Genomic DNA, 22,442 nt, shown 5'->3' on the forward strand with positions numbered 1-22,442 from the left:
CGGAAGAAGCTCAAGCAAAGAACGATTATACGAGCAATATACATAAAAGTGTAAATTTTCGTCTATTTACAGGTCAAATGCTCTATCTTATAATTGGGTTGAATTGACTAGAGAAGGCGAGAATTCTATGCTTAAAAAATCAGTTTTTTTTATTTTCTTTTTAATAGTGGTGTGCGGTGCTATATTGCTTATTCAATGGATAGGTTATGAAAAAGCGTCTAAAGCTTCTCGAGAGATAAAGGTGGACCAGGAAGTCCATATAGAACATAGTGAAGCAGGTCTTTTTGTCAAGCATACCTTTACAGGCTTGGAAGCTGAAGAGCCTTTATCTGTCATTATGCCAGCGGCAGCTTTACAGGCGTCCTGCGACAAGAATGAAGGCACATGTTCTTTTAGAGGGCAAAGTGTTTCTATCGTTCCATCGGGCGAAACCATGTCTATTATGTACTCCATAAAAATGCCTTCTTTTCAAACAGCTTTTGTTTTATCCGATTGGGCGATTAAAATAAAAGAAGCAACGGTAGAACATACGATCATTCATTTTACAGAGAAAAAAATTAGAAAAGGCATGTGGTTCTCAAGTTTAGGTCCGCCAAAGGTAAAAAAATTAGATTTAATTGATTATTATCTATTTCAAGGAAAAGGGCAGCCGGGTTCGTTATACTGGCAATTAAAACCTTTAACACAGCTGGAATCAAAAGAAAAACTGGATGTGTATGGAGAATCGAAAAATGTTATAAACGATCAGCAACTGGAACTTCTTCGGGAAGCGTTGACTGATCGGACTGCGATTATTTTTACAGCTGAATATCCTGCTTTCGTGTCAGATCGGTTAGTAGTAGTAAAAAACAACGAACAGCTTTCCCGGTTGACGGAGCGTTTTGTTACAGAAGTAGTGCTAGATGGCTATCGCTTTCAAGAAGGAGAAGAGTGGCTCGGGCAGCTAATTGTTTCTTATAAGCTCGGACGTCCAACGGGTTCTGAAAAGATAAAGATGATGTACAATCGGTTAAATGAGCAATTGAACGAGAGAGAAAGAACTGAATGGAAGCAGCTTCTTGTGGGATTAATAAAAGAATCGATTACAGCAGAACAGTTAGACCGCAAGCTTTCTGCAGTGAAGGGGCTGGATACGAATTTTTTTGTAAGCAATAAAAACGAAAATGATCCATTTCAGCCATTGGTTTTTTATGAATCGCGCCAAGTCATAATAAACGGAAAAAAAACAGAGATACGGCCGGTTAGCCAAAACGGTCAATTGTTCTTTCCTTTTAATGAGACATTACAGGCACTTGGCTACGAAGTAAAGAAAGTCACAGACGGAAACTCATTGCTCGTTCGCCGGGAATATAATACGTATTACTTTTACCCTCTACAAAATCGTTTTATTCTAAATGACGAAAGATATGGCCTGTATGAAAAAGCTTTGCAAACCTATAACGGCCAACTTTATATGAATCAAAAATGGCTGCAAAAAATCTTTTTAGTAGCAGTACAAAGTGAAAAGACGATAAATGTATTAGATCTTGACCTATAAAAAAATGCCCTGCTGAATAGTTCAGCAGGGCCCTTCTATGTCTATATCAGACAGAAGGCAAAGGGAGAGGAGAAACTGGAGAAAGAACTCATGGGGAATATAAGTCTTCTCCGTGATCGACAACATCCCGAGTGATGTTGTTATTAGTAGTATGAACCATTTCAAGAAGTTTTAAACGTTATTTAGTAAGAAATTATCCAGCATAATATAAAAGAAACCCGTTGGATTCCTCTAATAAGTTGTGGTAACATGAGAAAGAAAATCTTAGTAAATGGTGAATATACATGAGAGTAATATCAGGAACGCAAAAAGGCATTCCATTAAAGGCTGTTCCAGGAAACAGCACCCGGCCTACAACTGATAAAGTGAAAGAAGCAATCTTTAATATGATCGGTCCTTACTTTTCAGATGGACTTGGTCTTGATCTTTATGCCGGAAGCGGCGGGCTTGGGATAGAAGCATTGAGCAGAGGCTTCTCAAAAATGATTTTCGTGGACAAAGATATGAAAGCGATTCAGACGATAAAGTCTAATTTAGCGGCTTGCCGTTTTTCAGAGCAAAGTGAAGTATACAGGAATGATGCGGAGCGGGCGTTAAAGGCAGTTGCAAAGCGCGGTCTTGTTTTTGATGCCATCTTTTTGGACCCTCCGTATAAAAAACAGCAGTTGGAACGATTATTAAAGCGGATTGTTGAACAGAAGCTGCTTGCACAAAGTGGATTTATCGTATGTGAACATGGCTCCACTGATACTCTATCGGAAGAGATAGACGGGCTCCAGCAAGTAAGGATGGAAACATACGGCATTATCCGCGTGTCAATTTTTAAATGGGGGAAAGAATAAAGGGGGAGTACCGATGGCAAGCATTGCCGTTTGTCCGGGGAGCTTTGATCCGATTACAAATGGACATTTAGACATTATTCAAAGAGGCGCTAAAATTTTTGATAAAGTCTACGTGGTTGTATTAAGCAATTCATCTAAAAAGCCGTTGTTCTCGGTTGAGGAACGAAAAGAACTAATTAGGGAAGTAACAAAACATCTGCCAAATGTCGAAGTAGACAGCTATCATGGACTGCTTGTGGATTATGCAAAAGAAAAAGAGGCGAAAGCGATTTTGCGGGGCTTGCGGGCTGTTTCTGACTTTGAATATGAGATGCAGATTACTTCTATGAACAGAGTGCTGAATGATCAGTTAGAAACGTTTTTCATGATGACAAATAGTCAGTATTCCTTTCTTAGCTCCAGCATCGTAAAGGAAGTAGCAAAGTACAACGCCGATATTTCCGATCTCGTGCCGCCGGCTGTTGAAAAAGCGTTAAAAGAGAAAAGAATGAAATAAAGAAAAGGTTTTATCTTATAATAGGTTGGCCATCTATAGATATAGACAGCAGTTTAGAGTGCAGACAAACGGGACACAATCGGGTTTGTCTGCACTCTTTTATGTAAGGAGATAAAAATGGGGAAAGTGATAAAGGGTATCTTCTTTTTGATTGCGATATTCCTTTTTTTAAATGGATGCCATTCAAGTGTCGAAAAAGAAGACATGTTTCAATTCAAAAACTCCTACGTAGGAGATAACGGCGCAGTTGGCCATATTACTAGACAGCTGCCAAGCCCACAAGGCGAACATATAAGTGGATTGGAGCTTAAAACGACAGAAGAGCCTTACGGAATCATCGTGAATTATCAAAATAAAGAAACAAACGAGGAAATAGAAAAAAACGATGAAGAAACAGCGTTATATAATGCGACATTTATCTTAGCATTAGTTAAAAATGCAGATTGGGTAAAATTTAATTTCATTGAACAAGAATATAAAATAACAAGAGCAGAATTGCAAAACTGGTATGGAAAAGACGTAAGAGAATTTACTAATGAGGAAGAGTTAAGTGCATTCATACAAGAGCATCTGAAAGATAAAAATGGAGTGAACCAGTTCTTTAATGAATAGCGTATTCGTTTCGCAAAAAGGATAAAGGTCGTGATAGGTGGTTTTCTCCTAATGGTGATACAATTATCAATAGAACGGCGAAATAAAAGAGAAATAAGAGGGGAGTATCCTAAAAGCCAAGGAAACCGGCTTTTAGGATACTCCCTTTTGGTTATTTTTTAGCAGTTACATAGAAGAATAGATAGGCGATTAACATGGAAATGGTGAAGATCGGTCCAATTTGCTGTAAATAAAACAACCAGTTTTCCCAAACCGTTTTCTCGTAAAGAAATACTGGGACAGCGGGTTGGGCATTGCTAGGGATGAAGGATTGTTCGTAGACTGGCTTCCATAATAGAAACGCCAGAATAGCTGCATATAAGCCATGTAGAAAGCGGGCGAACAAAAATTGACGAAAGCGAATATCTGTATCAGCGAGAATACTAGCTACTTGCGCATGTATGCTGAGACCGCTAAATGCGAGAATAAAGCTCACGACAATCACTTGCTCCATAAGGTCAGAAGGCTGAACCTGGCTGATCATTTGACTGCCGAGTGTAATTTCAAACAAGCCTGCAATAAATGGAATACTAAGTTCAGATGGCAAGTGCAACAGTGAAAATACTTTAGCTGCTCCAGCTGCAAGCAGAGAGGTGATATTCAGGTGAAAGAGAATTTTATTAAGCACGGAAAAAAGTATAATGAACCCGCCGATCATGAGCAAAGTATGAATAGAAGAAAGAACGGCATCGCCCATTAGTTTGCCGATGGGCCGCAGATCTTGGCTGCGTGCTTTGTGCATAGCAGAAAAAGCTGAACGAAGCGAAAAGGAGGCCGCGGATTCCGTTTTCTTTTCGTTTTTTGATCCATAAAACCTCATCGTTAAACCAACAAAGAAATTCCCGCCATAGTGGGCCGCCGCCAGCAGCAGACCAAGATGAGAATTGTAGAAAAATCCAACTGAAACGGCTCCAAAAATAAAGAGAGGATTAGATGAGTTCGTAAAGCAAATAAGACGTTCAGCTTCTAGCTGCGACAACTCCCCGTTTTGACGAAGCCGAGCGGCCAGTTTGGCGCCGGAAGGAAAGCCAGAGGCCATAGCCATCGCCCAGACGAAGCCGCCGGCTCCGGGTACTCGAAATAGTGGACGCATGAGTGGTTCGAGCAGGACACCGATGAAATTGACGACTCCAAGTCCAATCATAATTTCAGAAACAATAAAAAAAGGAAGTAACGAAGGAAAGACAATTTCCCACCACATATTTACTCCCCGAATGGATGCTTCAAATGAAATCTCGGGAAAGATAATTAATGAAATAGCAAAAGCGGTCACACTCATGGCTAAAAGGATGGTTTTTACCTGAGTAGAAGTCAACTATTCATACCTCCTGTTCTTCGAAAGCCAGGCTCTGTTCTAGGATTCATTTTTTATTTCAGGTAAAATAGCATTAATAGACAGATAAAGGCGAGTCTGGAACTGATCAAGAAACTTGTCCTGTTTTTAATCAATATACTCATACAAATCGGAAATAGACCATAGCTTAAAAGAGAAATCTGCATACGGGGGGGAACACATTGACTCGTCCGAAAATAGGTGTTGCTTTAGGAGCAGGAGGGGCGAGAGGCTTTGCTCATATCGGGGTCATAAAAGCATTGAAAAAAGCGGATATTCCGATTGATATGATCGCTGGCAGCAGCATGGGGTCTTTTGTTGCGAGTTTGTATGGGGCTGGGCACGATATGGAGCAAATTCATAAGCTTTCACCGGCATTTCATAGGAAATATTTTTTAGATTTTACGATTCCTAAGATGGGGTTCATTGCTGGCAAGAAGATCAAAAGTTTTATTCGATTGTTTACTCATAGTAAAAATATTGAAGATTTAAAAGTCCCTATCGCTATCGTGGCAACAGATATTAAAAATGCTGAAAAAGTGGTGTTTAAAAAAGGGCCGGTTGCCGATGCTGTCCGGGCGAGTATTGCTATTCCCGGTATTTTTGTTCCGGAGAAAGTGAACGGCCGTCTGCTTGTAGACGGGGGCGTCATTGACAGGGTCCCTGTATCGGTTGTAAAAGAGATGGGAGCAGATATTATTATTGGAGTGGACGTATCATCCGTTAAAAAAAGTGCGGAAATCCAAACGATTTTTGACGTTATTATGCAAAGTATTGATATTTTGCAATTAGAAATTATCGCGAATCGCCAGACTGCTTCCCACGTAATGATCCGTCCGCCTGTGGATATGTATAATTCTAAAGCTTTTACTCATATTGACGAAATCATTACTGCGGGTGAAGAAGAAACACAGCGGCGAATACCGGAAATACTAGCTGAGATGGAACATTGGAAGGAGCAGTCTCATGAGAAATAAATGGATGCCGTTCATTTATATTTTTGTAATTCTATTAATTGGAGCCGCTTTTATTGATCTCCCCTATTATGTGATGAAGCCGGGCGACGCCCATGAGCTGAAACCTATTGTAGAGGTGGCGGGAGGCGATAAAGATGCTGGTACATTGATGCTGACCACTATTAAAATGGGGGAAGCCAATTACCTTTCTTATGCTCTTGCAAAAGTACGTGATTATGAAGAAATTATACCGGTAGAAGAAGTTCGCAGTCCCCATGAAAACAATGAGGAATATAACATTCGACAGCAATACCTCATGCAAAACTCGCAGCAAAATGCCATCATTGTTGCATTTGATGCAGCGAAGAAGCCATATTCTTTTCGTTATGAGGGAGTGTATGTATTAAATGTGTTTCCAGGAATGCCGGCAGAAGGCGCCTTAAAAGCCGGAGATCGTATCGTTGCTATAGACGGCAAGGAATTCAAATCCTCTCAAATGTTTACTGACTATATCCAGACAAAAAAACCTGGTGAAAAAGTGACTATTACCTTTATGAGAAACCAAGAAAAAATGGAGAAGAGGATAGCACTTAAACAATTTAAAGGCAACCAGGAGAAAACGGGAATCGGCATTGGGCTAGCCGATCAGAAAAAACTTATTAGTAAACCCAAAGTAACATTAAAAGCAGAAGATATTGGCGGACCTTCCGCCGGCTTAATGTTCAGTTTGGAAATATACAATCAGCTCGTTAAAGAGGATGTGGCAAAGGGGCGTAAAATTGCCGGAACCGGAACGATTGCGCCCGATGGAACGGTAGGGAGAATCGGAGGAATTGCTCAAAAAGTAGTCGCGGCGGATAGAGCAGGTGCTGAAATCTTTTTAGCGCCAGACGATAAAATTTCCCCCGAGTTAAAAAAACAAGTGCCGGGAATTGTATCTAATTATGAAGAGGCCGTCCGCACAGCAAAGGATATTGGGACAAAGATGAAAATCGTACCGGTTCATACATTTGATGAAGCGCTGAATTACTTACTGACAGGAAAATAGATGATGGATAAGCTGGAAAAGCATTTGAAAAATAAGTGTTCATCAATGCTTTGATATAAAAAATTCCTTAAAGAGTTTTCTTTAAGGAATTTTTTATATATTTAAGTTAAAATCACAGGATGCTCGTTAAATTCGCTTTGAAGAAGGGAATGGGAAGAGTAGGAGGGCAATCCTAATGCGTAAATTTCGGCTGCTTTTATATCAAAGGCGAGCAATTCTTTGAAAGCGGCGGTTTTTGTAATGAGCGGAACCTCCATATTTTTTTTAATTCGATTGAGATAGTCGCGTCCTTGTTTGTTCATACCGAGCAGACGGGCATAGCGCACCGACTCTGTCGCGGCTGTCATCTCTTCCTTGGAAACATGCAGCAGAATATGGACGAGTGCCCGCTGGATTCGCGTCCAAGTGTATCGTTTGGTTTTTACCATTTGCATAAACTCAGTAAACCCTGTTGACTGCCGGGCGGCTTCTTTCAAACGATATTCCATTCCTTCTGAAACATCATAGATTGCTGCAAGTTCTTCCGCAGAGCTGGACAATAGGCGATATTGAAGAAGTGGCCAATACATGTCCCAATCGTGAAAGTGGCCATAGGTCTGTAAGTAATGCTGTAATTCAGCAAATGTAGCTGCAGGAACATACGGTTTAATCATTTGCAGCTGTCCCTTTTGCTCAGCAATCGCTTTACGAATGCCGGTTGCACTGGCAATTGGATGACTGCCTAACGTGGCCTCATGGAAGTCGGCTTGCTGGCGTTTGATTGTGAGGGGTTCCATCGGATGCGCAATCTGTTGATTGGCTTGGATATAATGGAATCCCAAAATGTTGTTCGGCTTGGAAAGATCCAACGAAAGCTGCTGTCCGAAAAGCGATTCCCTGGCTAGTGTCTGTGCTCTAGGGAAGCTAACGCCCTCACCCATATATTTACGAATGAGTGGGTCTAGTAAGGCAGAAGACCCTTCCATTTGATGAAGTGTCTCCAAAAATGGTGCAAGCTGTCCATTCTCACTGCCGAAGCAAAAGGAATCGCAAAATAATTCATGTAAGATGGAGATAGCTCCTTTAGCAAAATACCCAGCTTTTTGAACCGAAAAAACATACGGCAGCTCGACCACGATGTCGACGCCATTTTGCAGAGCCATTCGTGTGCGGGCCCACTTATTAACGAGAGCCGGTTCACCGCGCTGTAAGAAATGGCCGCTCATGACAGCGATCACTACCTCTGCTTGGGCTGATTCACGTGCTTTTTGAGCATGATATAAATGTCCGTTATGAAAAGGGTTATATTCAACAACGATGCCAACTGTTTTCATTAGAAAGTTCCTTTGTTATAGTTATTGTTAGTATTATTTTTAGTTAGTTGTAAGGCGAATGTCAACAAATATTGTAAGTAAGTGGTTCTTGCGCTGGAGCGGGCGGGACCGTATAGAGCTATCCATAAAAGCTGGAGAACGATTTCTTGAGAATTTTTTAACCTTTTGATCAGAGCGCCTTCTGCTTCGACGCATGCGATGTTGCGCCTTTAGCCGTCGTTCCTTTCTTTTCTTTTGTCCAGCCCATACGCCGCTGAACAAGCGCCTTCCGCTTTTCTTATTGTCTAGCTGCAGCGGCTAGGCTCTCGGACATAAGCCGTCACGCCTGTGTGGCAGAAAGCGCCACTTCAGCGGTCCGTCTTATATCTGCCGATTCTGAACACCCGCTTCCGCTTTTCTTTTTGTCCAGCTCCAGCGGCCAACGGCTAGTGGGCTTCCGTCTCCGCCTTGCGATAAGTCACCATCGAATCGCTGACGCTCTTCGTGTTTCCTTTATCTCACGCGGATCTGTCCAGCCCATACGCCGCTGAACGGCCGCTTCCGCTTTTCTTTTGTCTAGCTGCAGGCGCTAGCGTGTACGCTGATTTCGCTCTCTCTGTCGGAGTTTGAAAAAGCAACTCCTTGTCGAAAGCTCCAATCCGCCATCACGCAAAACGAGCGCCTTCCGCTTTTCTTTTATGTCAAGAAAATATATTGACAAACGTTTTTGTGAAAGCTATAATTACTTTTGTTGCCTTGAGGTGATAACGATGATGAAATGGTCAATTATTCAATTACAAAAATCTCGTGATAAAGGCTTGTTGATTGATGAAATGGTGGATATGAGCCATTTAGAAGGCCGTAACACAGAGATTAGACAATTACCCCCGGTTCACGTGACGGGAAGAGCCGATGTCGGATCAGATAAAGTGACTTTTCACTTAGATGTGAAAGGTAAGATGATTTTACCGTGCTCACGTACACTTGTTGATGTGGAGTATCCATTTGAATTCTCTTTACTGGAAACATTTATTTTCAAAGCTTCTTCGTTTAGTGAATACGAAGAAAATGAAGATGTTCATTTAGTTGAGGGCGATGTTGTTGACTTGAACCCGGTTCTTGAAGAAGAAATTCTTCTTGAGGTGCCGATGCAGGTTATTAGCGAGGAAGCAGATGAACATACGATTTCTGGCGGAAAAGGATGGGAATTCCAAGACGAAGAGCAGATTTCGGAGAAAGAATCAAAAGTGGACCCGCGCTTAGCAGGACTGGCAGACTTTTTTAAGACGGATAACAATTGAGAAGTACCAGCTAATTCTGGCTTCACATACTTACATTCTCTTTTAAGGAGGTGGAAATAATGGCAGTACCTTTTAGAAGAACATCTACAACGAAAAAAAATAAACGCCGTACACACTTTAAATTGCAAGTACCTGGTATGACAGCATGCCCGAATTGCGGTGAAATGAAACTTGCTCACCGTGTATGTAAAAATTGCGGCACATATAAAGGAAAAGAAGTAGTAAGCAAATAATTCATTTGCCTGTGTGGCAATTTTATTTGTGAAAAACGCGAAGAGACCATGGCTCTTCGCGTTTTTTGTATTGAAGGCAAGATAAGGGAAAAGCTACAATAAAGAAAAGGAGGGGTATTATGGATTACCATATTGAGCGACTGCCCAGCGGATTGTTATTATTTAAAATTACACGTGCTGAGAAAAGAAATGCGGTGAACTTTGAAGTGATGGAAGGCCTGCAAAAGGCAATTGATCGAGCTCAATCAGCGGATGTTCGAGCTCTCGTTGTGACAGGAGAAGGAGAACAGGCTTTTTGCTCGGGCGGTGATTTGTCTGTATTTCATGCTTTGCGTACAGAGGAAGAAGCCTATAGTATGCTGTCTAAAATGGGAGAAATTTTATATAATCTTGCGGTGCTGCCGAAGCCGACTATTGCCCTTATCAATGGGACAGCCGTAGGCGGAGGGTGTGAAATCGCTACAGCATGTGATTTCCGAATAGCCAAAATAGGGGCAAAATTAGGATTTATCCAAGGCAGCCTGGCCATTACGACGGGATGGGGAGGAGGCACTCTTCTTTTTGAGCGCATACGAGCACCTCATGCCTTAAAATTGTTATCTGAGGCCTCTATTTACCGTGCTGAACAGCTTGATCAGATTGAATTTATTAACCAGGTAGTAGATGAAGCGAATGAGGCCGAAGCCGAGCAGTTCTTAGAAAAAGAGCTGTCTATCCAAAGCGAAGTGCTCTCGGCGTATAAGCAAATTCAAATTCGAAAGTGGGAAGTGAGCCGCTTGCACGAGCGGATGATGCAGGAAGTGAGGGAATGTGCGGTACTTTGGGCAAAGGATGAGCATCATCAGGCAGTGGATATCTTTCTAAATGGAAAAAACAATCATTAAAAAACTGCCGCATTCCCAATAAAGCTGAAAATGCGGCAGAAGTATATGGTAAGCGATTAACTAATTTTTTGAGTTGTTGCAGCGGATGGATTCCAGATGAGACGGGAGCTGCTTTCTGAAAGGGGAGAAAAGCCCATCTTTTCCCAGAAGGAATGTGATTTTACCTTTGGCTTTGTTAAAATAGGCAGATTGAACGACTTCGCAAACTCTACAAGCTTTAGTCCGAGTCCTTTATGCTGGTATTGCGGTAACACTTCAAGTTTCCAAATTTCCAAGTACTGATCTGGCCCATTTTCTAGCAATGCGGCACCGTCTTTCTTTACGTAAAGGCACATCCGGGCAGCGAGCTTATCACCGTAATAAATACCATAAAACGGAGAAGTTGCGTGATCTTCAACCATATAGATTTGGAACTCTTCAAGCATGGAAAGTTCCTCTAAACCATATTCTTTGAAGCGTTTGAATTCGTCCATTGTTTTAAAGTTTAGTTTAAGATTCTCGACTGTTACTGCCATTGTGTGACTCCTCCTCAATCTTGTATAAAAAATAAACAAATTTATTAAGCTTATATATATATTCATTATATAATAGAAACAGATAGAAATGAATACCCCTTGTGGGAACGCTTTCAATTTGGCGGATTTACTCAAAAAATGATTCATTTCTTGTGAAAGGGGCAAAAAGATGTGAAGGTTGGGATAATTGGCGGCGGGGCTATTGGCCTCTTTTTTGCCGCAAGCTTAGCAGCATGGTTTCCTGTTACACTTTTCACAAGAACGAAAGAACAGGCGGATGTCATTAATGAGAGTGGCATCACAATAGAGGAAAAAGGAGTAACAACGGTTCACTTTGTTAAAGCAATGCCGATAGTTGAACTGCCCGCCTATACACCGGAATGTTTATTTATCGCTGTAAAGCAATATAAGCTGCCAGCTATTCTTTCTCTATTAGAAAAAATCACTTCGCACCCTGCACTCGTATTCTTGCAAAATGGAATGAGCCATATTGCTGCTTTAGGAAAACTTCCACATCCCGATATATATGTAGCTGCCGTTGAACACGGGGTTCTCAAGTATGGGTCTAATCATATTGGCGTTCGTGGCCGGGGAAAAACAAATATAGCCGTATATCGTGGCAGTCAGCAAGCGGTCGAGACAGTTACAGAACGAACAAAAGAGAATTTTCGATTTGAGTGGCGCTTAGACTACGAAACGATGCTGCTCGGAAAAATCGCGGCAAACGTAGTCATTAACCCATTAACAGCGATTCTACGGGTGCCAAATGGTGAACTTGTAAACAATCCATACTATTTAAAAATGGCTGAGACAATTTATAGAGAGTTTCTTTCTGTATTTGAAAATAAGATGAAGGCAGAGTCCTGGGGTGAAATTGTAAATATATGCCAGACAACTGCCATGAATCGTTCGTCTATGTTGAAAGATGTTGAGGCCAAACGCCCTACTGAAGTTGACGCGATTCTTGGCTATGTTCTCTCAGCGGGTGCTGAAAAAGGACTTCATCTACCTGTGTTGGAGACTTTGTACAACATGGTTAAGGGGCTTGAAGATGGATGGGCAGAGTAAAGCGCAACATTGTTTCTTTTTTAGGAGAAATGATATACTCAAAAAAGTAAAAATGCGCGAAGAAAGGAAGTACATACATGGAATTGGCAGCACTTTCCGTTCCTGCAATTAACCGGTTTGCTTCTCTCTATCTAAAGCAGGAAGCACCTGTAACGGACTTTTTTCATTACAACTTGTCAGATCAAGGCGTTTATGAAAAAAGAGTCGCAGATTTGCAGGCACGTACTTATATGCGGGCGTCCCTTGCTGCATGCATTGAGGCGTATATGAAGCCCTTTACTTCTTCTGCAGAGGTAATGGCTTCTCTAGAAAAATTAAAAGATGAACGTTCTGCTGTTGTGATCGGTGGACAGCAAGCTGGTCTTTTAACAGGCCCGCTTTATACGATTCATAAAGTGATTTCTATTATTAAATTAGCGCGGGAAAAAGAACAAGAATTAAGTATTCCAGTTGTACCCGTGTTTTGGATTGCAGGGGAAGACCATGATTTTCCTGAGGTTAACCATGTGTATGTAGAAAGTGAATCGATGATGGAAAAGATGACTTATCCGGAGCGGATAATTGGAAAGAAAATAGTATCCGACATTCAATACGATAAGCAGCAAATGATAAGCTGGATTAAGAAGATCTTTTCTAAATTTGGAGAAACAAACTATACGAATGAGCTATTGAATCATATTTGTGAAGAGGCGGAAAAAGCAAATACGATCACTGACTTCTTTAGCCGGTTAATTCATGCTTTATTTAATCGCTATGGATTATTGTTAATTGATTCTGCTTATAAGCCGTTGCGCGAATTAGAAAAACCTTTTTTCAAACAATTGATTGAACAGGCTGAGGAGATTACAGAGGCAGTCGAGCAGAGCCAAAAGATTATGTCCGATTTGGAATTCAATCAGATGATCGAGTTATCTTCTTCTGCTGCTAATTTGTTTCTCTATGAAAATGAAGAGCGAGTCTTGTTAGAATATAACCCGCAGACCGAAGTCTTCTCAAGTAAAAATAGAGATATCCAGCATGAAAAAGCCGAGCTTCTAGCCCTTCTTGAAAAAGAACCGGAAAAGTTTAGCAATAATGTCGTTACCCGTCCGCTTATGCAGGAATGGTTGTTTCCGACGCTTGCTTTTATTGCTGGTCCAGGGGAAATTGCTTACTGGGCAGAGCTTAAAGGCGCGTTTGAATGGCTCGATATGAAAATGCCGCCGATTGAAGCTCGTTTAAATATGACGATTGTGGAAAGAGCTATTGCCAGGGATTTGGAGGAGCTTCATATTTCGCTTTCTTCAGCCGTTCAACAGGGGGTAGCGGAGCAGAAAGAGGAGTTTTGGCATTCTGTTAGAGATGATCATTTTCATGAAATGATTGCTGGTGTTCAACAATCTTTAATGGAGCAATACGATGAACTAGAAAAGCGTGCCCAAGATTTGCATAAAGAAACCGTTCCGATTATCTTGAAAAATCGCGACTTCCATTTAAATCAGCTTGCTTTTTTAACCCGTAAAACAGATGAGATGATTCAAAGACGGCACGCTATCGTATTGCATAAGTATGATAAGCTGCAAAATGCGCTTAGGCCTATTCAGTCTCCCCAGGAGCGTATTAGAAATGTATATGAGTATTTAAATAAATATGGCCCAGACTTTATTCATGAATTAATGGAGCTTGAGTTTACTTTTACTGGCGATCATTATTTAGTAAAAATATAAGCGAATAGCCGTTATGATAAACGGTTATTAGAAAGTATCCATAACACTTATTTTTAATGCTTTCAGGTGAGCGATAAAGAAAGCGATCAACAGTCAACAGCTGTCTCTTAAGGCAGCTGTTTTTTTTATTGCCCGGGAAAATCCTTCATTTTTCATAAAAAAGGTGTCGTTTTTAGAAGCAAATGTTTAGAGATGCGGAAATTTATCCTTCGTCATCCCTAGTCTTAAACAACTGTGTAGAAATAAAGCTTTTCAAAGCAGAAAGCATCGAACGAAAAACTAGGAGGGAAGAAGGGATTTATTCACTTCTGGAGAAATGAAAAATAGTGGAGATAAGTGGGGGGATGTGGTACAGTTAGGAATGGAAGTGGAGGGAAAGGTATGTTCATGGGTGAATACCATCATAATATTGATGCGAAAGGCCGGTTGATCATACCTGTGAAATGGCGTGAGCGTTTAGGAGAACACTTTGTGCTTACGCGAGGGCTTGACCAATGTTTGTTTGGTTATCCATTAGAGGAATGGCAAGTGCTTGAAGAGAAGTTGAAAGCTCTGCCGTTAACAAAGAAGGATGCACGTGCCTTTATGCGATTTTTCTTCTCAGGGGCAAATGATTGTGAACTCGACAAACAAGGCAGGGTCAATATTCCATCGACACTTTCTAACTATGCCCGTCTTGAAAAAGAATGCGTGATTCTGGGAGTATCCAACCGCATTGAGATTTGGAGTAAGCCAATATGGGAAGACTACTTTATAAAATCGGAAGAGTCATTCTCTGAAATAGCAGAAAACATGATTGACTTTGATATTTAGACTTTGAATGGAATGGTGACAGATGAATTTCGAACATACAACAGTACTGTTGAAAGAGACAGTGGACGGGCTCAATGTACAGCCGGATGGAATCTATGTCGATTGCACGCTAGGTGGAGCAGGACATAGCGAGTACTTGTTGTCGCTGCTGGGAGAGAAAGGAAAGCTCTATGCCTTTGACCAAGATGAGACAGCAATTCGTCACGCAGCAGAAAGACTAGAGCGGTTTGGAGACAGGGTTACATTTGTCAAAAGTAATTTTAAGTATATAAAAGAGGAACTTGCACGATTACAAGTTGATAAAGTGGATGGCATCCTATATGATCTTGGAGTTTCTTCCCCTCAGCTTGATACCCCGGAAAGAGGATTCAGTTATCATCACGATGCACCGCTCGATATGAGAATGGATTTAACTGGCGGTCTAAGCGCTTACGATATAGTTAACCATTGGGATTATGCAGATTTGGTGAGAATTTTCTTTCAATACGGAGAAGAAAAGTTCTCTAAGCAGATTGCCCGTAAAATCGAAGCAGCTAGAGAAGTAAAGTCTATTGAAACAACGGGAGAACTTGTCGAATTAATTAAGGAAGGAATCCCAGCTCCCGCCCGCAGAAAGGGAGGCCATCCAGCCAAGCGTATTTTTCAGGCGATCCGCATTGCTGTAAATGATGAATTACGCGTATTTGAGGAGTCTTTAAAGACCTCCATTGAGTTATTGAACCCAAAAGGAAGAATAAGTGTCATTACCTTTCATTCTCTTGAGGATCGGATTTGCAAAACTATTTTTAAAGAAGCAAGTCAGGGACCGGAGTTACCGCCTGGATTGCCGATGATTCCAAAAGAATATGAACCCGAGTTAAAACTAATTACACGCAAGCCCATCTTGCCGTCGGAAGAAGAACTTGAATACAATAATCGAGCTCGCTCTGCTAAGCTGCGTATCGCGGAAAAAATAAAATAAACAGGGGTGAAAAGATGAGTAACCTAGCAAGGAAACAGCAAGTTAATCATGAGGAAAGAAAGTTATTTAAACGAAAAAAACAGCAGGTAACGAAGCGTCTGTTTACACCAGGAGAGAAAGTGCTGTTCTTATTATTTGCCGTTATGATTTGTTTTTTAGGAGCAAAGGTAGTATCCACTCAGGCTGCTCTTTATGAAGTGAATAAGGATATCCAGGATGTTGAACAGCAGATTAAAGACCAGAAGAAAGTTAATCACGACCTTAAAGCGCAAGTCAGCGAAGAAAGTACATACGAAAGAATCTGGAAGCGTGCCAAGGAACTAGGTCTGAATCTAAGCGAACAAAATATTAAGGTTGTGCAGCCGCAATGAATGAAAACCGAATGAACATGAAAAGAGGAGCAGCGATATTATTTGTAATATTCGCCCTGCTCTTTTTTGTCTTATTTACCCGTTTTCTCTTTATCCAAGTATCGGGTAAAGCGGACGGTCACTCTCTGAAAAATGAAGCGTTACAAAAATACTTACGAACCGATGTATTAGAATCCAAAAGGGGAACGATCTATGATCAGCATGGCTCTGTTATTGCTGAGGATACTACTTCTTTTACATTAGCGGCGATCCTAGACCCCTCTATGACAACGAATCCCAAAAAGCCGAAGCATGTAACAGATCCAGAAAAGACAGCAAAGGTGCTGGCTAAGTTTATTGATATGGATAGAAGCGAAATTGAAAAGCGCCTAAAGAAAAAAGGCGCCTTTCAAGTAGAGTTCGGAAAACAGGGGCGAGACTTGTCAAATAGTGTAAAAAAGAAGATCGAGGCGGAAAAGTTGCCAGGGATTATCTTTTTAAGAGATTCAAAGCGTTTTTATCCGAACGGTAAATTTGCTTCACACTTGATTGGTTTTACACAAAAGTTAGAACAGAAAAAAGGCAGTCAAATCCTTCATCATACGGTTGGGCAAATGGGTATCGAAAAAACGTATGAAGATTATTTAAGGGGAAAAGACGGAAAAATCCAATATACAAGCGACTTGTGGGGATATCTGCTTCAAGATAAGAAGCAGATGATTCAAGAACCAGATGACGGCGACGATATTTATCTTACCATTGATACAAAGATACAGACGTTTTTAGAAGATGCGTTAAATGAAGTAGAAAAAGAGTACCGCCCAGGAAAAGCTTTTGCTATCGTGGCGGATGCTAAAACAGGAAAGATTCTTGCGATGGGACAGCGACCGACCTTTCACCCGGATACGCGAGAAGGTCTTGGTCGGAACTGGAGCAATGATCTTGTAGAATATTCATTTGAACCAGGTTCTACCATGAAAATTTTCACGCTGGCCGCTGCGATTGAAGAAGGCGTTTTTCATCCGAATGAACTTTATAAATCAGGAAGATACAAAGTAGGGCGTGAAGCCGTTCGTGATCATAATGGAGGGCAAGGCTGGGGAACGATTACTTACCTCGAAGGCGTACAGCGGTCTTCTAACGTGGCGATGGCTAATTTGCTAGAAAAAATGGGGCCAGAGGTGTTTAGACAGTATTTAGATGACTTTCATTTTGGGCAGAAAACAGGTATTAGGCTGCCGAATGAAGCAAAAGGACAGATCCTCTATAATTACCCTCTTGAACAAGTCACTACGGCGTTCGGACAGGGAACAACAGTGACAGCTATGCAATTAATCCAGGCGGCGACGGCCGTTGCGAATGATGGAAAAATGATGCGCCCTTACGTGATTGATAAAATAGTAGATGATAAAACAAATAAAGCCATTGTAAAGCACGGACCTGAGAAAGTAGGCGAACCGATTTCTAAGGAGACAGCTGAAAAGACGAGAGAAGTATTAAAGAGCGTAACAACAGCTGAGCATGGTACAGGGCAAATCTATCAAATTCAGGGCTATGAAGTAGCTGGGAAGACTGGAACTGCGCAAATGCCCAATCCTAAAGGCGGCTATTTGCATGGGGTAAATAATTATATTTTCTCCTTTTTAGGCATGGCACCTGCTAAAAATCCTCAGCTAGTTGTTTATGCAGCGGTTGCCCAGCCCAAGCTGAACGGAGAAGCAGGCTCTGTTCCTGTATCTAAAATATTTAATCCGGTTATGCGCAACAGCTTACAATATTTAAATATTGAGCCTAAGCAAACACCGGCGGCCAAAGCGATCCAATTGAAGGACTTTACAGATGAGAATCTAGGTGAAGTGGTTGGAGGACTAAAGGCTGATAAGATTGAGCCAATTGTGATGGGAACAGGAAAAACAGTGGTTAGCCAATCTCCAGAAGCAGACTCGACGATTTTACAAGGTGAAAAGGTGATCTTACAAACAGATGGTACCGTGACGATGCCGAATATGGAAAACTGGTCATTGCGTGACGTCATGAAAGCTGCCAGCCTTGTTGGCTTAAAAGTGAGCTACACAGGAGAAGGATACGTCGCAAGCCAGAATATTAAGCCGGGTGCCCCTATTAAAAAAGGACAAAAATTAATCTTAAAGTTAATGAAGCAGGAAGAGAAATTACTGTTTGATCAACAAGAAAAAGAACGAAAGCAAGAGGAAGAAGAGATCCAAAAACAGGAAACAGAGGAGAAGCAAGAAGCTCCAACAGAGTAGAGTAAAGAGTTGCCGGCGGGCAGCTCTTTCTTTGTCTAAAGGAAACAAAGCCTGGAACGTACGCGCATTTTACTCTTTATTGGAGTTTGGAAACTCCAATCCTTGTTGAGCGCTCCGGTTTATTATTGTGCAAAGCGAGTGCCTGCCGCTTGTCGGAGCAGGGTAGTCGGCTTCGCTTTTCTTTTGTCCAGCTTATACGCCGCTAAACAGCCGTTTCCGCTTTTCTAATGTCTAGCTCCGCCTCCCTGCCCCTCGAGGTCATAAGCCAAAATGGCTGTGTGGCTGAAAAACGCCACTTCGCCATTTTGGCTTATGCTTGTCGGTGCAGTACAGTCGGCTCCGCTTTTCTTGTCCAGCTGCAGCGGCCAGCCCGTACGGCGGTTTCGGTCTCTCTGTCGAAGTCTGAAGAGCGACTCCTTGTCGAGCCCTCCAACCTCCTATCGGGCTAATCCGGCCGCTTCCGCTTTTCTTGTAATCATAATCCTTGGCTTTTTACATATATTGAAGGAGAGTGAGAGGAGGGGACATGCTTGAGAAGGGTTTCCGCTGTTACGATTAGGAAGCGGCTTGTTTTTGCATTGCTCGCTGGCATAACCATTTTTATGGTGATCGGGCTGAGGCTTGGCTACGTCCAGTTTGCTTTGGGAGACGATTTAACGGACAAGGCACAGGATTTATGGAGTCGAAACATTCCGTTTGAACCGGAAAGGGGCAAGATCGTTGATCGAAACGGAGTCGCCTTAGCAGAGAATAAAAGTGCGCCTACTGTTTATGTTGTTCCACGCCAAATAGAAGATCCGGAGGAAGCGGCAAAAAAGCTGGCATCCGTCTTAAATATTACAGAGAAAAAAGCCTATCTTCATTTAACGAAAAAGTCATCGATTGAAAGAATTCATCCTGAGGGAAGAAAAATTTCTTTTGAAAAAGCTGAGGAAGTACGCCGGCTTGGCATTAAGGGAGTGTATATTGCGGAAGATTCAAAAAGGCATTATCCTTTCGGCAAAAGTTTAGCTCACGTTCTCGGTTTTGCGGGAATTGATAATCAGGGGCTTATGGGGCTTGAAGCCTTTTATGATAAAGAATTAAGCGGAGCAAAAGGATCAATGAGATTTTTTTCCGATGCAAAAGGGAAGCGGATGCCACAAATGCCGGATGGATATGCTGCTCCGGTAGATGGACTAGATTTAAAGCTGACGATTGATTCCAATATTCAAACGATCGTTGAGAGAGAGCTTGATATTGCGGAAGCAAAGTATGAACCGGACGGAGCAATTACCATTGCGATGAATCCAAACAATGGAGAAATTTTGGCGATGGCGAGCCGGCCTTCCTTTAATCCGGAACAATTCCAAAAGGTCTCTCCTGAAATTTATAACCGTAATTTACCGATTTGGAGCACGTATGAACCTGGTTCTACTTTCAAAATTATTACGTTAGCCGCTGCTCTGGAAGAAAAGAAAGTAGATTTATATAAAGATCATTTTCATGATTCGGGCGCCGTAGAAGTTGGAGGAGCAAGATTGCGGTGCTGGAAAAAAGGCGGCCACGGTCATCAATCCTTCTTAGAAGTTGTTGAAAATTCTTGCAACCCGGGCTTCGTAGAGCTTGGAGAGCGTCTTGGAAAGAAAAAATTGTTCGAGTATATCCGTGATTTCGGCTTCGGACAAAAGACAGGCATTGACTTGCAAGGAGAGGGGAAAGGAATTCTCTTCAACATGGATAGGGTCGGCCCGGTAGAGCAGGCTACGACTGCTTTTGGACAAGGTGTAGCTGTGACACCTATTCAGCAGGCTGCCGCTGTTTCTGCGGCTGTCAATGGCGGGATTCTCTATCAACCATACGTGGCAAAGGAGCTCATTGATCCAACGACAGGCGAAGTCGTGAAAAGAAAGGCGCCTGTTGCTAAAAGACGCGTCATTTCAGCAGAAACCTCAGAAAAAATTCGTTTTGCTCTTGAAAGTGTAGTAGCGAGAGGAACTGGTAGAAATGCCTTTATTGAGGGTTATCGGGTAGGCGGAAAAACAGGAACGGCTCAAAAAGCAAAAGATGGCCGTTACCTTGAAAATAATCATATCGTGTCTTTTATTGGAGTAGCCCCAGCAGATAACCCGCAAATTGTCGTATATACAGCGATTGATAATCCAAAGGGAACTATCCAATTTGGCGGAACCGTAGCTGCTCCGATTGTTGGGAAGATTATGGAAGATAGTTTGCAGGTGCTTGATGTAAAGCCGCGCAAAAAACAAATTGAGAAAGAAACATTTTGGAATGATCCACAAATTGTAGAAGTGCCGAATTTTAAAGGGATGGATAAAAAAGATCTTTCGTTACAGCTCTATAACTTTAAGCTTGAAGTGGAAGGAAGCGGCCAAGAAGTTATCCAGCAATCTCCAGAGGCAGGTACAAAGGTGGAAGCTGGATCTACTATCAGGCTATTTATGAATTAACATTTAGAACTAAGCTATTGGAAGGGCTCACTAGATAAATTCTTGATTTCCCGCCGTTTTTATCGGCGGGTATTTCATTTATTAAGATAAAATCATAAATTCATGACTAAAAAATCATGCAAAAAACAGAATTTGTGGTAACATGGTCGTTGTGATTTTTTCTGAAAAGAAGTCGCATCCTGCTCTTTTTTTAGTTAAAATAGAAAAAGGCTTGCTTAAACAAGAATACATATTAGAAGCTGTACGGAAAGGATTGAAAAAAGTGAATCTATCAGACTTATTAAAGTCTCTCCCTTTTTATACATTATCTTATTCATCAAACCCCGAAATTTTATCTTTAGAGAACGACCATCGTCAAGTGAGAGAAGGGGCTTTATTTATTTGTATTAAAGGTTATACGTTTGACGGCCATACGGTTGCTCAGGAAGCGGTGAATAAAGGGGCAAGAGCGATACTGGCAGAGCAGGCTGTTGAAGTAGAAGGAGCACCGGTTATTACGGTAGCCGATACGAAAAAAGCAATGGCCATTCTCGCTGATTTTTATTATGGGTCTCCGACCACTGGAATGCAGCTTGTCGGCATCACGGGCACCAATGGAAAAACAACAACGAGCCATCTCTTAACTGAGATTTATAAGGAAGCGGGCGAAAAGACCGGCCTAATCGGAACCATGTATATGAAGATTGGGGAAGAAGTGATTGACACGAAGAACACGACACCGGAAAGCCTGACACTGCAAAAGACATTTAAAAAAATGAGAGATAAAGGTGTTTCGGCGGCTGTAATGGAAGTGTCTTCTCACTCGTTAGTGGAAGGCCGGGTATGGGGGTGTGATTATGATATTGCTGTTTTTACAAATTTAACGCAAGATCACCTCGACTACCATCATACAATGGAAGAGTATCGACGGGCGAAGGGACTGTTATTTGCGCAATTAGGCAATACCTATTCAGCGGACAAACCAAAATTTGCTGTGCTGAATGAAGATGAAGAAGCATCTGCTATTTACAAGAGAGAAACGGCTGCCCATATTGTCACTTACGGAATTGACAATCGTGCTATGTTTCAGGCTACAGATATAGTATTAACATCTGCAGGTACAGAGTTCCTATTACATTATCCGGACGGTCATAGAAAGGTCAAAACAAAACTTGCCGGGAAATTCAATGTTTATAATGTTTTGGCTGCTTTAGCTGCTGCGTGTACAGCAGGTATAGATCTTAACACAGCGATTCGTGCCATTGAGCGGATGGAAGGAGTAGCGGGACGCTTTGAGCTTGTGTCAAATGATGAAGGAATTGCAGTAATCGTTGATTATGCCCATACGCCGGACAGTCTTGTGAATGTATTAAAAACCGTTCAGCCGCTGACTGCGGGCCGCGTGTTCACCGTTGTCGGCTGCGGGGGCGACCGGGACCGGACAAAACGGCCACTCATGGCTAAAGCAGCGTGTGAGTATGCGACAGATGCTATTTTTACATCTGATAATCCACGGAGTGAAGACCCAGCTGCTATTTTAAAAGATATGGAAGCCGGAGTAGTGGGAGAAGAGTATAAAGTGATACCTGACCGGAGAGAGGCCATTTTTTATGCTATCGAGCAGGCGCAATCTGGTGATGCTGTCGTTATAGCTGGAAAAGGCCATGAAACCTACCAAATCATTGGCAAACAAGTGCTGGACTTTGATGACCGGGCCGTTGCCAAAGAGGCGCTCAACAGCCGGAAGAAAGAGGCGAATTAAT

The 22,442-nt window shown here is 41.9% G+C and carries 20 protein-coding genes; 17 read left to right on the forward strand and 3 right to left on the reverse strand.

What is annotated here, in order from left to right; all coding sequences use genetic code 11:
• Positions 1 to 127 precede the first annotated feature (127 nt).
• The 4 genes from AC623_RS05560 to AC623_RS05575 all read left to right on the forward strand — a co-directional run bounded on the left by AC623_RS05560 (position 128) and on the right by AC623_RS05575 (position 3,487).
• Positions 128 to 1,537, forward strand: coding sequence for a stalk domain-containing protein (locus AC623_RS05560; RefSeq protein ID WP_049661348.1), 1,410 nt, complete (start codon positions 128 to 130; stop codon positions 1,535 to 1,537).
• A 284-nt stretch (positions 1,538 to 1,821) separates the two neighbouring features.
• Positions 1,822 to 2,379 (forward strand): 16S rRNA (guanine(966)-N(2))-methyltransferase RsmD, encoded by a 558-nt coding sequence (rsmD, locus tag AC623_RS05565; RefSeq protein WP_049661351.1) that lies wholly within the window; start codon positions 1,822 to 1,824, stop codon positions 2,377 to 2,379.
• 13 nt (positions 2,380 to 2,392) lie between these two features.
• Positions 2,393 to 2,875, forward strand: coding sequence for a pantetheine-phosphate adenylyltransferase (coaD, locus tag AC623_RS05570; RefSeq protein WP_049661353.1), 483 nt, complete (start codon positions 2,393 to 2,395; stop codon positions 2,873 to 2,875).
• Positions 2,876 to 2,992: 117 nt separating this feature from the next.
• Positions 2,993 to 3,487 carry a DUF4825 domain-containing protein gene (locus AC623_RS05575; RefSeq protein WP_049661355.1) on the forward strand — a complete coding sequence of 165 codons (495 nt, stop codon included), beginning with the start codon at positions 2,993 to 2,995 and terminating at the stop codon, positions 3,485 to 3,487.
• A 151-nt stretch (positions 3,488 to 3,638) separates the two neighbouring features.
• Here the strand turns inward: AC623_RS05575 and ylbJ are convergent, their stop codons facing one another.
• Complete coding sequence (gene ylbJ, locus AC623_RS05580; protein ID WP_156186998.1) at positions 3,639 to 4,841, reverse strand: sporulation integral membrane protein YlbJ; 1,203 nt, start codon at positions 4,839 to 4,841, stop codon at positions 3,639 to 3,641.
• Positions 4,842 to 5,041: 200 nt separating this feature from the next.
• Between ylbJ and AC623_RS05585 the strand changes: the two genes are divergently transcribed.
• Together AC623_RS05585 and AC623_RS05590 are read left to right on the forward strand one after the other, a co-directional pair.
• Positions 5,042 to 5,836, forward strand: coding sequence for a patatin-like phospholipase family protein (locus tag AC623_RS05585; protein ID WP_049661356.1), 795 nt, complete (start codon positions 5,042 to 5,044; stop codon positions 5,834 to 5,836).
• Positions 5,826 to 6,863 carry a SepM family pheromone-processing serine protease gene (locus tag AC623_RS05590; RefSeq protein WP_049661357.1) on the forward strand — a complete coding sequence of 346 codons (1,038 nt, stop codon included), beginning with the start codon at positions 5,826 to 5,828 and terminating at the stop codon, positions 6,861 to 6,863. The genes AC623_RS05585 and AC623_RS05590 overlap by 11 nt, the downstream gene beginning before the upstream one ends.
• 101 nt (positions 6,864 to 6,964) lie before the next feature.
• Here the strand turns inward: AC623_RS05590 and AC623_RS05595 are convergent, their stop codons facing one another.
• Positions 6,965 to 8,176: a nucleotidyltransferase gene (locus AC623_RS05595; RefSeq protein ID WP_049661359.1), complete on the reverse strand. Its 1,212-nt coding sequence runs from the start codon at positions 8,174 to 8,176 to the stop codon at positions 6,965 to 6,967.
• A 752-nt stretch (positions 8,177 to 8,928) separates the two neighbouring features.
• Between AC623_RS05595 and AC623_RS05600 the strand changes: the two genes are divergently transcribed.
• From AC623_RS05600 to AC623_RS05610, 3 genes are all read left to right on the forward strand, one after another.
• Positions 8,929 to 9,456 (forward strand): YceD family protein, encoded by a 528-nt coding sequence (locus tag AC623_RS05600; RefSeq protein ID WP_049661361.1) that lies wholly within the window; start codon positions 8,929 to 8,931, stop codon positions 9,454 to 9,456.
• A gap of 59 nt (positions 9,457 to 9,515) precedes the next feature.
• On the forward strand, positions 9,516 to 9,689 hold the full coding sequence (gene rpmF / locus AC623_RS05605) for a 50S ribosomal protein L32 (RefSeq protein WP_041099796.1): 174 nt from the start codon (positions 9,516 to 9,518) through the stop codon (positions 9,687 to 9,689).
• A 119-nt stretch (positions 9,690 to 9,808) separates the two neighbouring features.
• Complete coding sequence (locus AC623_RS05610) at positions 9,809 to 10,573, forward strand: enoyl-CoA hydratase/isomerase family protein (protein WP_049661363.1); 765 nt, start codon at positions 9,809 to 9,811, stop codon at positions 10,571 to 10,573.
• Positions 10,574 to 10,629: 56 nt separating this feature from the next.
• Here AC623_RS05610 and AC623_RS05615 read toward each other — a convergent pair whose 3' ends face one another.
• Positions 10,630 to 11,088: a GNAT family N-acetyltransferase gene (locus AC623_RS05615; protein ID WP_049661364.1), complete on the reverse strand. Its 459-nt coding sequence runs from the start codon at positions 11,086 to 11,088 to the stop codon at positions 10,630 to 10,632.
• Between the two features lie 171 nt (positions 11,089 to 11,259).
• Between AC623_RS05615 and AC623_RS05620 the strand changes: the two genes are divergently transcribed.
• From AC623_RS05620 to AC623_RS05655, 8 genes are all read left to right on the forward strand, one after another.
• On the forward strand, positions 11,260 to 12,156 hold the full coding sequence (locus tag AC623_RS05620; RefSeq protein WP_049661366.1) for a 2-dehydropantoate 2-reductase: 897 nt from the start codon (positions 11,260 to 11,262) through the stop codon (positions 12,154 to 12,156).
• A 77-nt stretch (positions 12,157 to 12,233) separates the two neighbouring features.
• Positions 12,234 to 13,862, forward strand: coding sequence for a bacillithiol biosynthesis cysteine-adding enzyme BshC (bshC, locus tag AC623_RS05625; RefSeq protein WP_049661367.1), 1,629 nt, complete (start codon positions 12,234 to 12,236; stop codon positions 13,860 to 13,862).
• A 381-nt stretch (positions 13,863 to 14,243) separates the two neighbouring features.
• Entirely contained in the window at positions 14,244 to 14,675 is a 432-nt protein-coding gene (mraZ, locus tag AC623_RS05630; RefSeq protein WP_049661369.1) for a division/cell wall cluster transcriptional repressor MraZ, read from the forward strand.
• Between the two features lie 22 nt (positions 14,676 to 14,697).
• Positions 14,698 to 15,636, forward strand: a complete 939-nt coding sequence (rsmH, locus tag AC623_RS05635) for a 16S rRNA (cytosine(1402)-N(4))-methyltransferase RsmH (protein ID WP_049661370.1) — start codon at positions 14,698 to 14,700, stop codon at positions 15,634 to 15,636.
• A 14-nt stretch (positions 15,637 to 15,650) separates the two neighbouring features.
• The gene (gene ftsL / locus AC623_RS05640) at positions 15,651 to 16,007 is read left to right on the forward strand and encodes a cell division protein FtsL (RefSeq protein WP_049661373.1); all 357 of its coding nucleotides are present in this window, start codon (positions 15,651 to 15,653) and stop codon (positions 16,005 to 16,007) included.
• On the forward strand, positions 16,004 to 18,253 hold the full coding sequence (locus AC623_RS05645) for a penicillin-binding protein (protein WP_049661375.1): 2,250 nt from the start codon (positions 16,004 to 16,006) through the stop codon (positions 18,251 to 18,253). Before ftsL ends, AC623_RS05645 begins: the two co-directional genes overlap by 4 nt.
• A 602-nt stretch (positions 18,254 to 18,855) precedes the next feature.
• A complete protein-coding gene (locus tag AC623_RS05650) occupies positions 18,856 to 20,700 on the forward strand; it encodes a stage V sporulation protein D (RefSeq protein WP_442853559.1) in 1,845 nt (614 codons plus the stop codon).
• Positions 20,701 to 20,962: 262 nt separating this feature from the next.
• Complete coding sequence (locus tag AC623_RS05655; RefSeq protein ID WP_049666295.1) at positions 20,963 to 22,441, forward strand: UDP-N-acetylmuramoyl-L-alanyl-D-glutamate--2,6-diaminopimelate ligase; 1,479 nt, start codon at positions 20,963 to 20,965, stop codon at positions 22,439 to 22,441.
• Position 22,442: the final 1 nt, after the last annotated feature.

This window comes from Bacillus sp. FJAT-27231 (genome assembly GCF_001183975.1).
Classification (GTDB): Bacteria; Bacillota; Bacilli; order Bacillales; family Domibacillaceae; genus Pseudobacillus; species Pseudobacillus wudalianchiensis.

What these genes read in the sequence shown, in the direction of transcription:
- rsmH (WP_049661370.1), top strand. Translation starts at nt 14,698, where the DNA reads ATGAATTTCGAACATACAACAGTACTGTTGAAAGAGACAGTGGACGGG.
- rpmF (WP_041099796.1), top strand. Translation starts at nt 9,516, where the DNA reads ATGGCAGTACCTTTTAGAAGAACATCTACAACGAAAAAAAATAAACGC.
- AC623_RS05645 (WP_049661375.1), top strand. Translation starts at nt 16,004, where the DNA reads ATGAATGAAAACCGAATGAACATGAAAAGAGGAGCAGCGATATTATTT.
- AC623_RS05590 (WP_049661357.1), top strand. Translation starts at nt 5,826, where the DNA reads ATGAGAAATAAATGGATGCCGTTCATTTATATTTTTGTAATTCTATTA.
- coaD (WP_049661353.1), top strand. Translation starts at nt 2,393, where the DNA reads ATGGCAAGCATTGCCGTTTGTCCGGGGAGCTTTGATCCGATTACAAAT.
- rsmD (WP_049661351.1), top strand. Translation starts at nt 1,822, where the DNA reads ATGAGAGTAATATCAGGAACGCAAAAAGGCATTCCATTAAAGGCTGTT.
- AC623_RS05600 (WP_049661361.1), top strand. Translation starts at nt 8,929, where the DNA reads ATGAAATGGTCAATTATTCAATTACAAAAATCTCGTGATAAAGGCTTG.
- ftsL (WP_049661373.1), top strand. Translation starts at nt 15,651, where the DNA reads ATGAGTAACCTAGCAAGGAAACAGCAAGTTAATCATGAGGAAAGAAAG.
- mraZ (WP_049661369.1), top strand. Translation starts at nt 14,244, where the DNA reads ATGTTCATGGGTGAATACCATCATAATATTGATGCGAAAGGCCGGTTG.
- AC623_RS05595 (WP_049661359.1), bottom strand. Translation starts at nt 8,176, where the DNA reads ATGAAAACAGTTGGCATCGTTGTTGAATATAACCCTTTTCATAACGGA.
- AC623_RS05650 (WP_442853559.1), top strand. Translation starts at nt 18,856, where the DNA reads ATGGTGATCGGGCTGAGGCTTGGCTACGTCCAGTTTGCTTTGGGAGAC.
- bshC (WP_049661367.1), top strand. Translation starts at nt 12,234, where the DNA reads ATGGAATTGGCAGCACTTTCCGTTCCTGCAATTAACCGGTTTGCTTCT.
- AC623_RS05610 (WP_049661363.1), top strand. Translation starts at nt 9,809, where the DNA reads ATGGATTACCATATTGAGCGACTGCCCAGCGGATTGTTATTATTTAAA.
- AC623_RS05615 (WP_049661364.1), bottom strand. Translation starts at nt 11,088, where the DNA reads ATGGCAGTAACAGTCGAGAATCTTAAACTAAACTTTAAAACAATGGAC.
- AC623_RS05575 (WP_049661355.1), top strand. Translation starts at nt 2,993, where the DNA reads ATGGGGAAAGTGATAAAGGGTATCTTCTTTTTGATTGCGATATTCCTT.
- AC623_RS05560 (WP_049661348.1), top strand. Translation starts at nt 128, where the DNA reads ATGCTTAAAAAATCAGTTTTTTTTATTTTCTTTTTAATAGTGGTGTGC.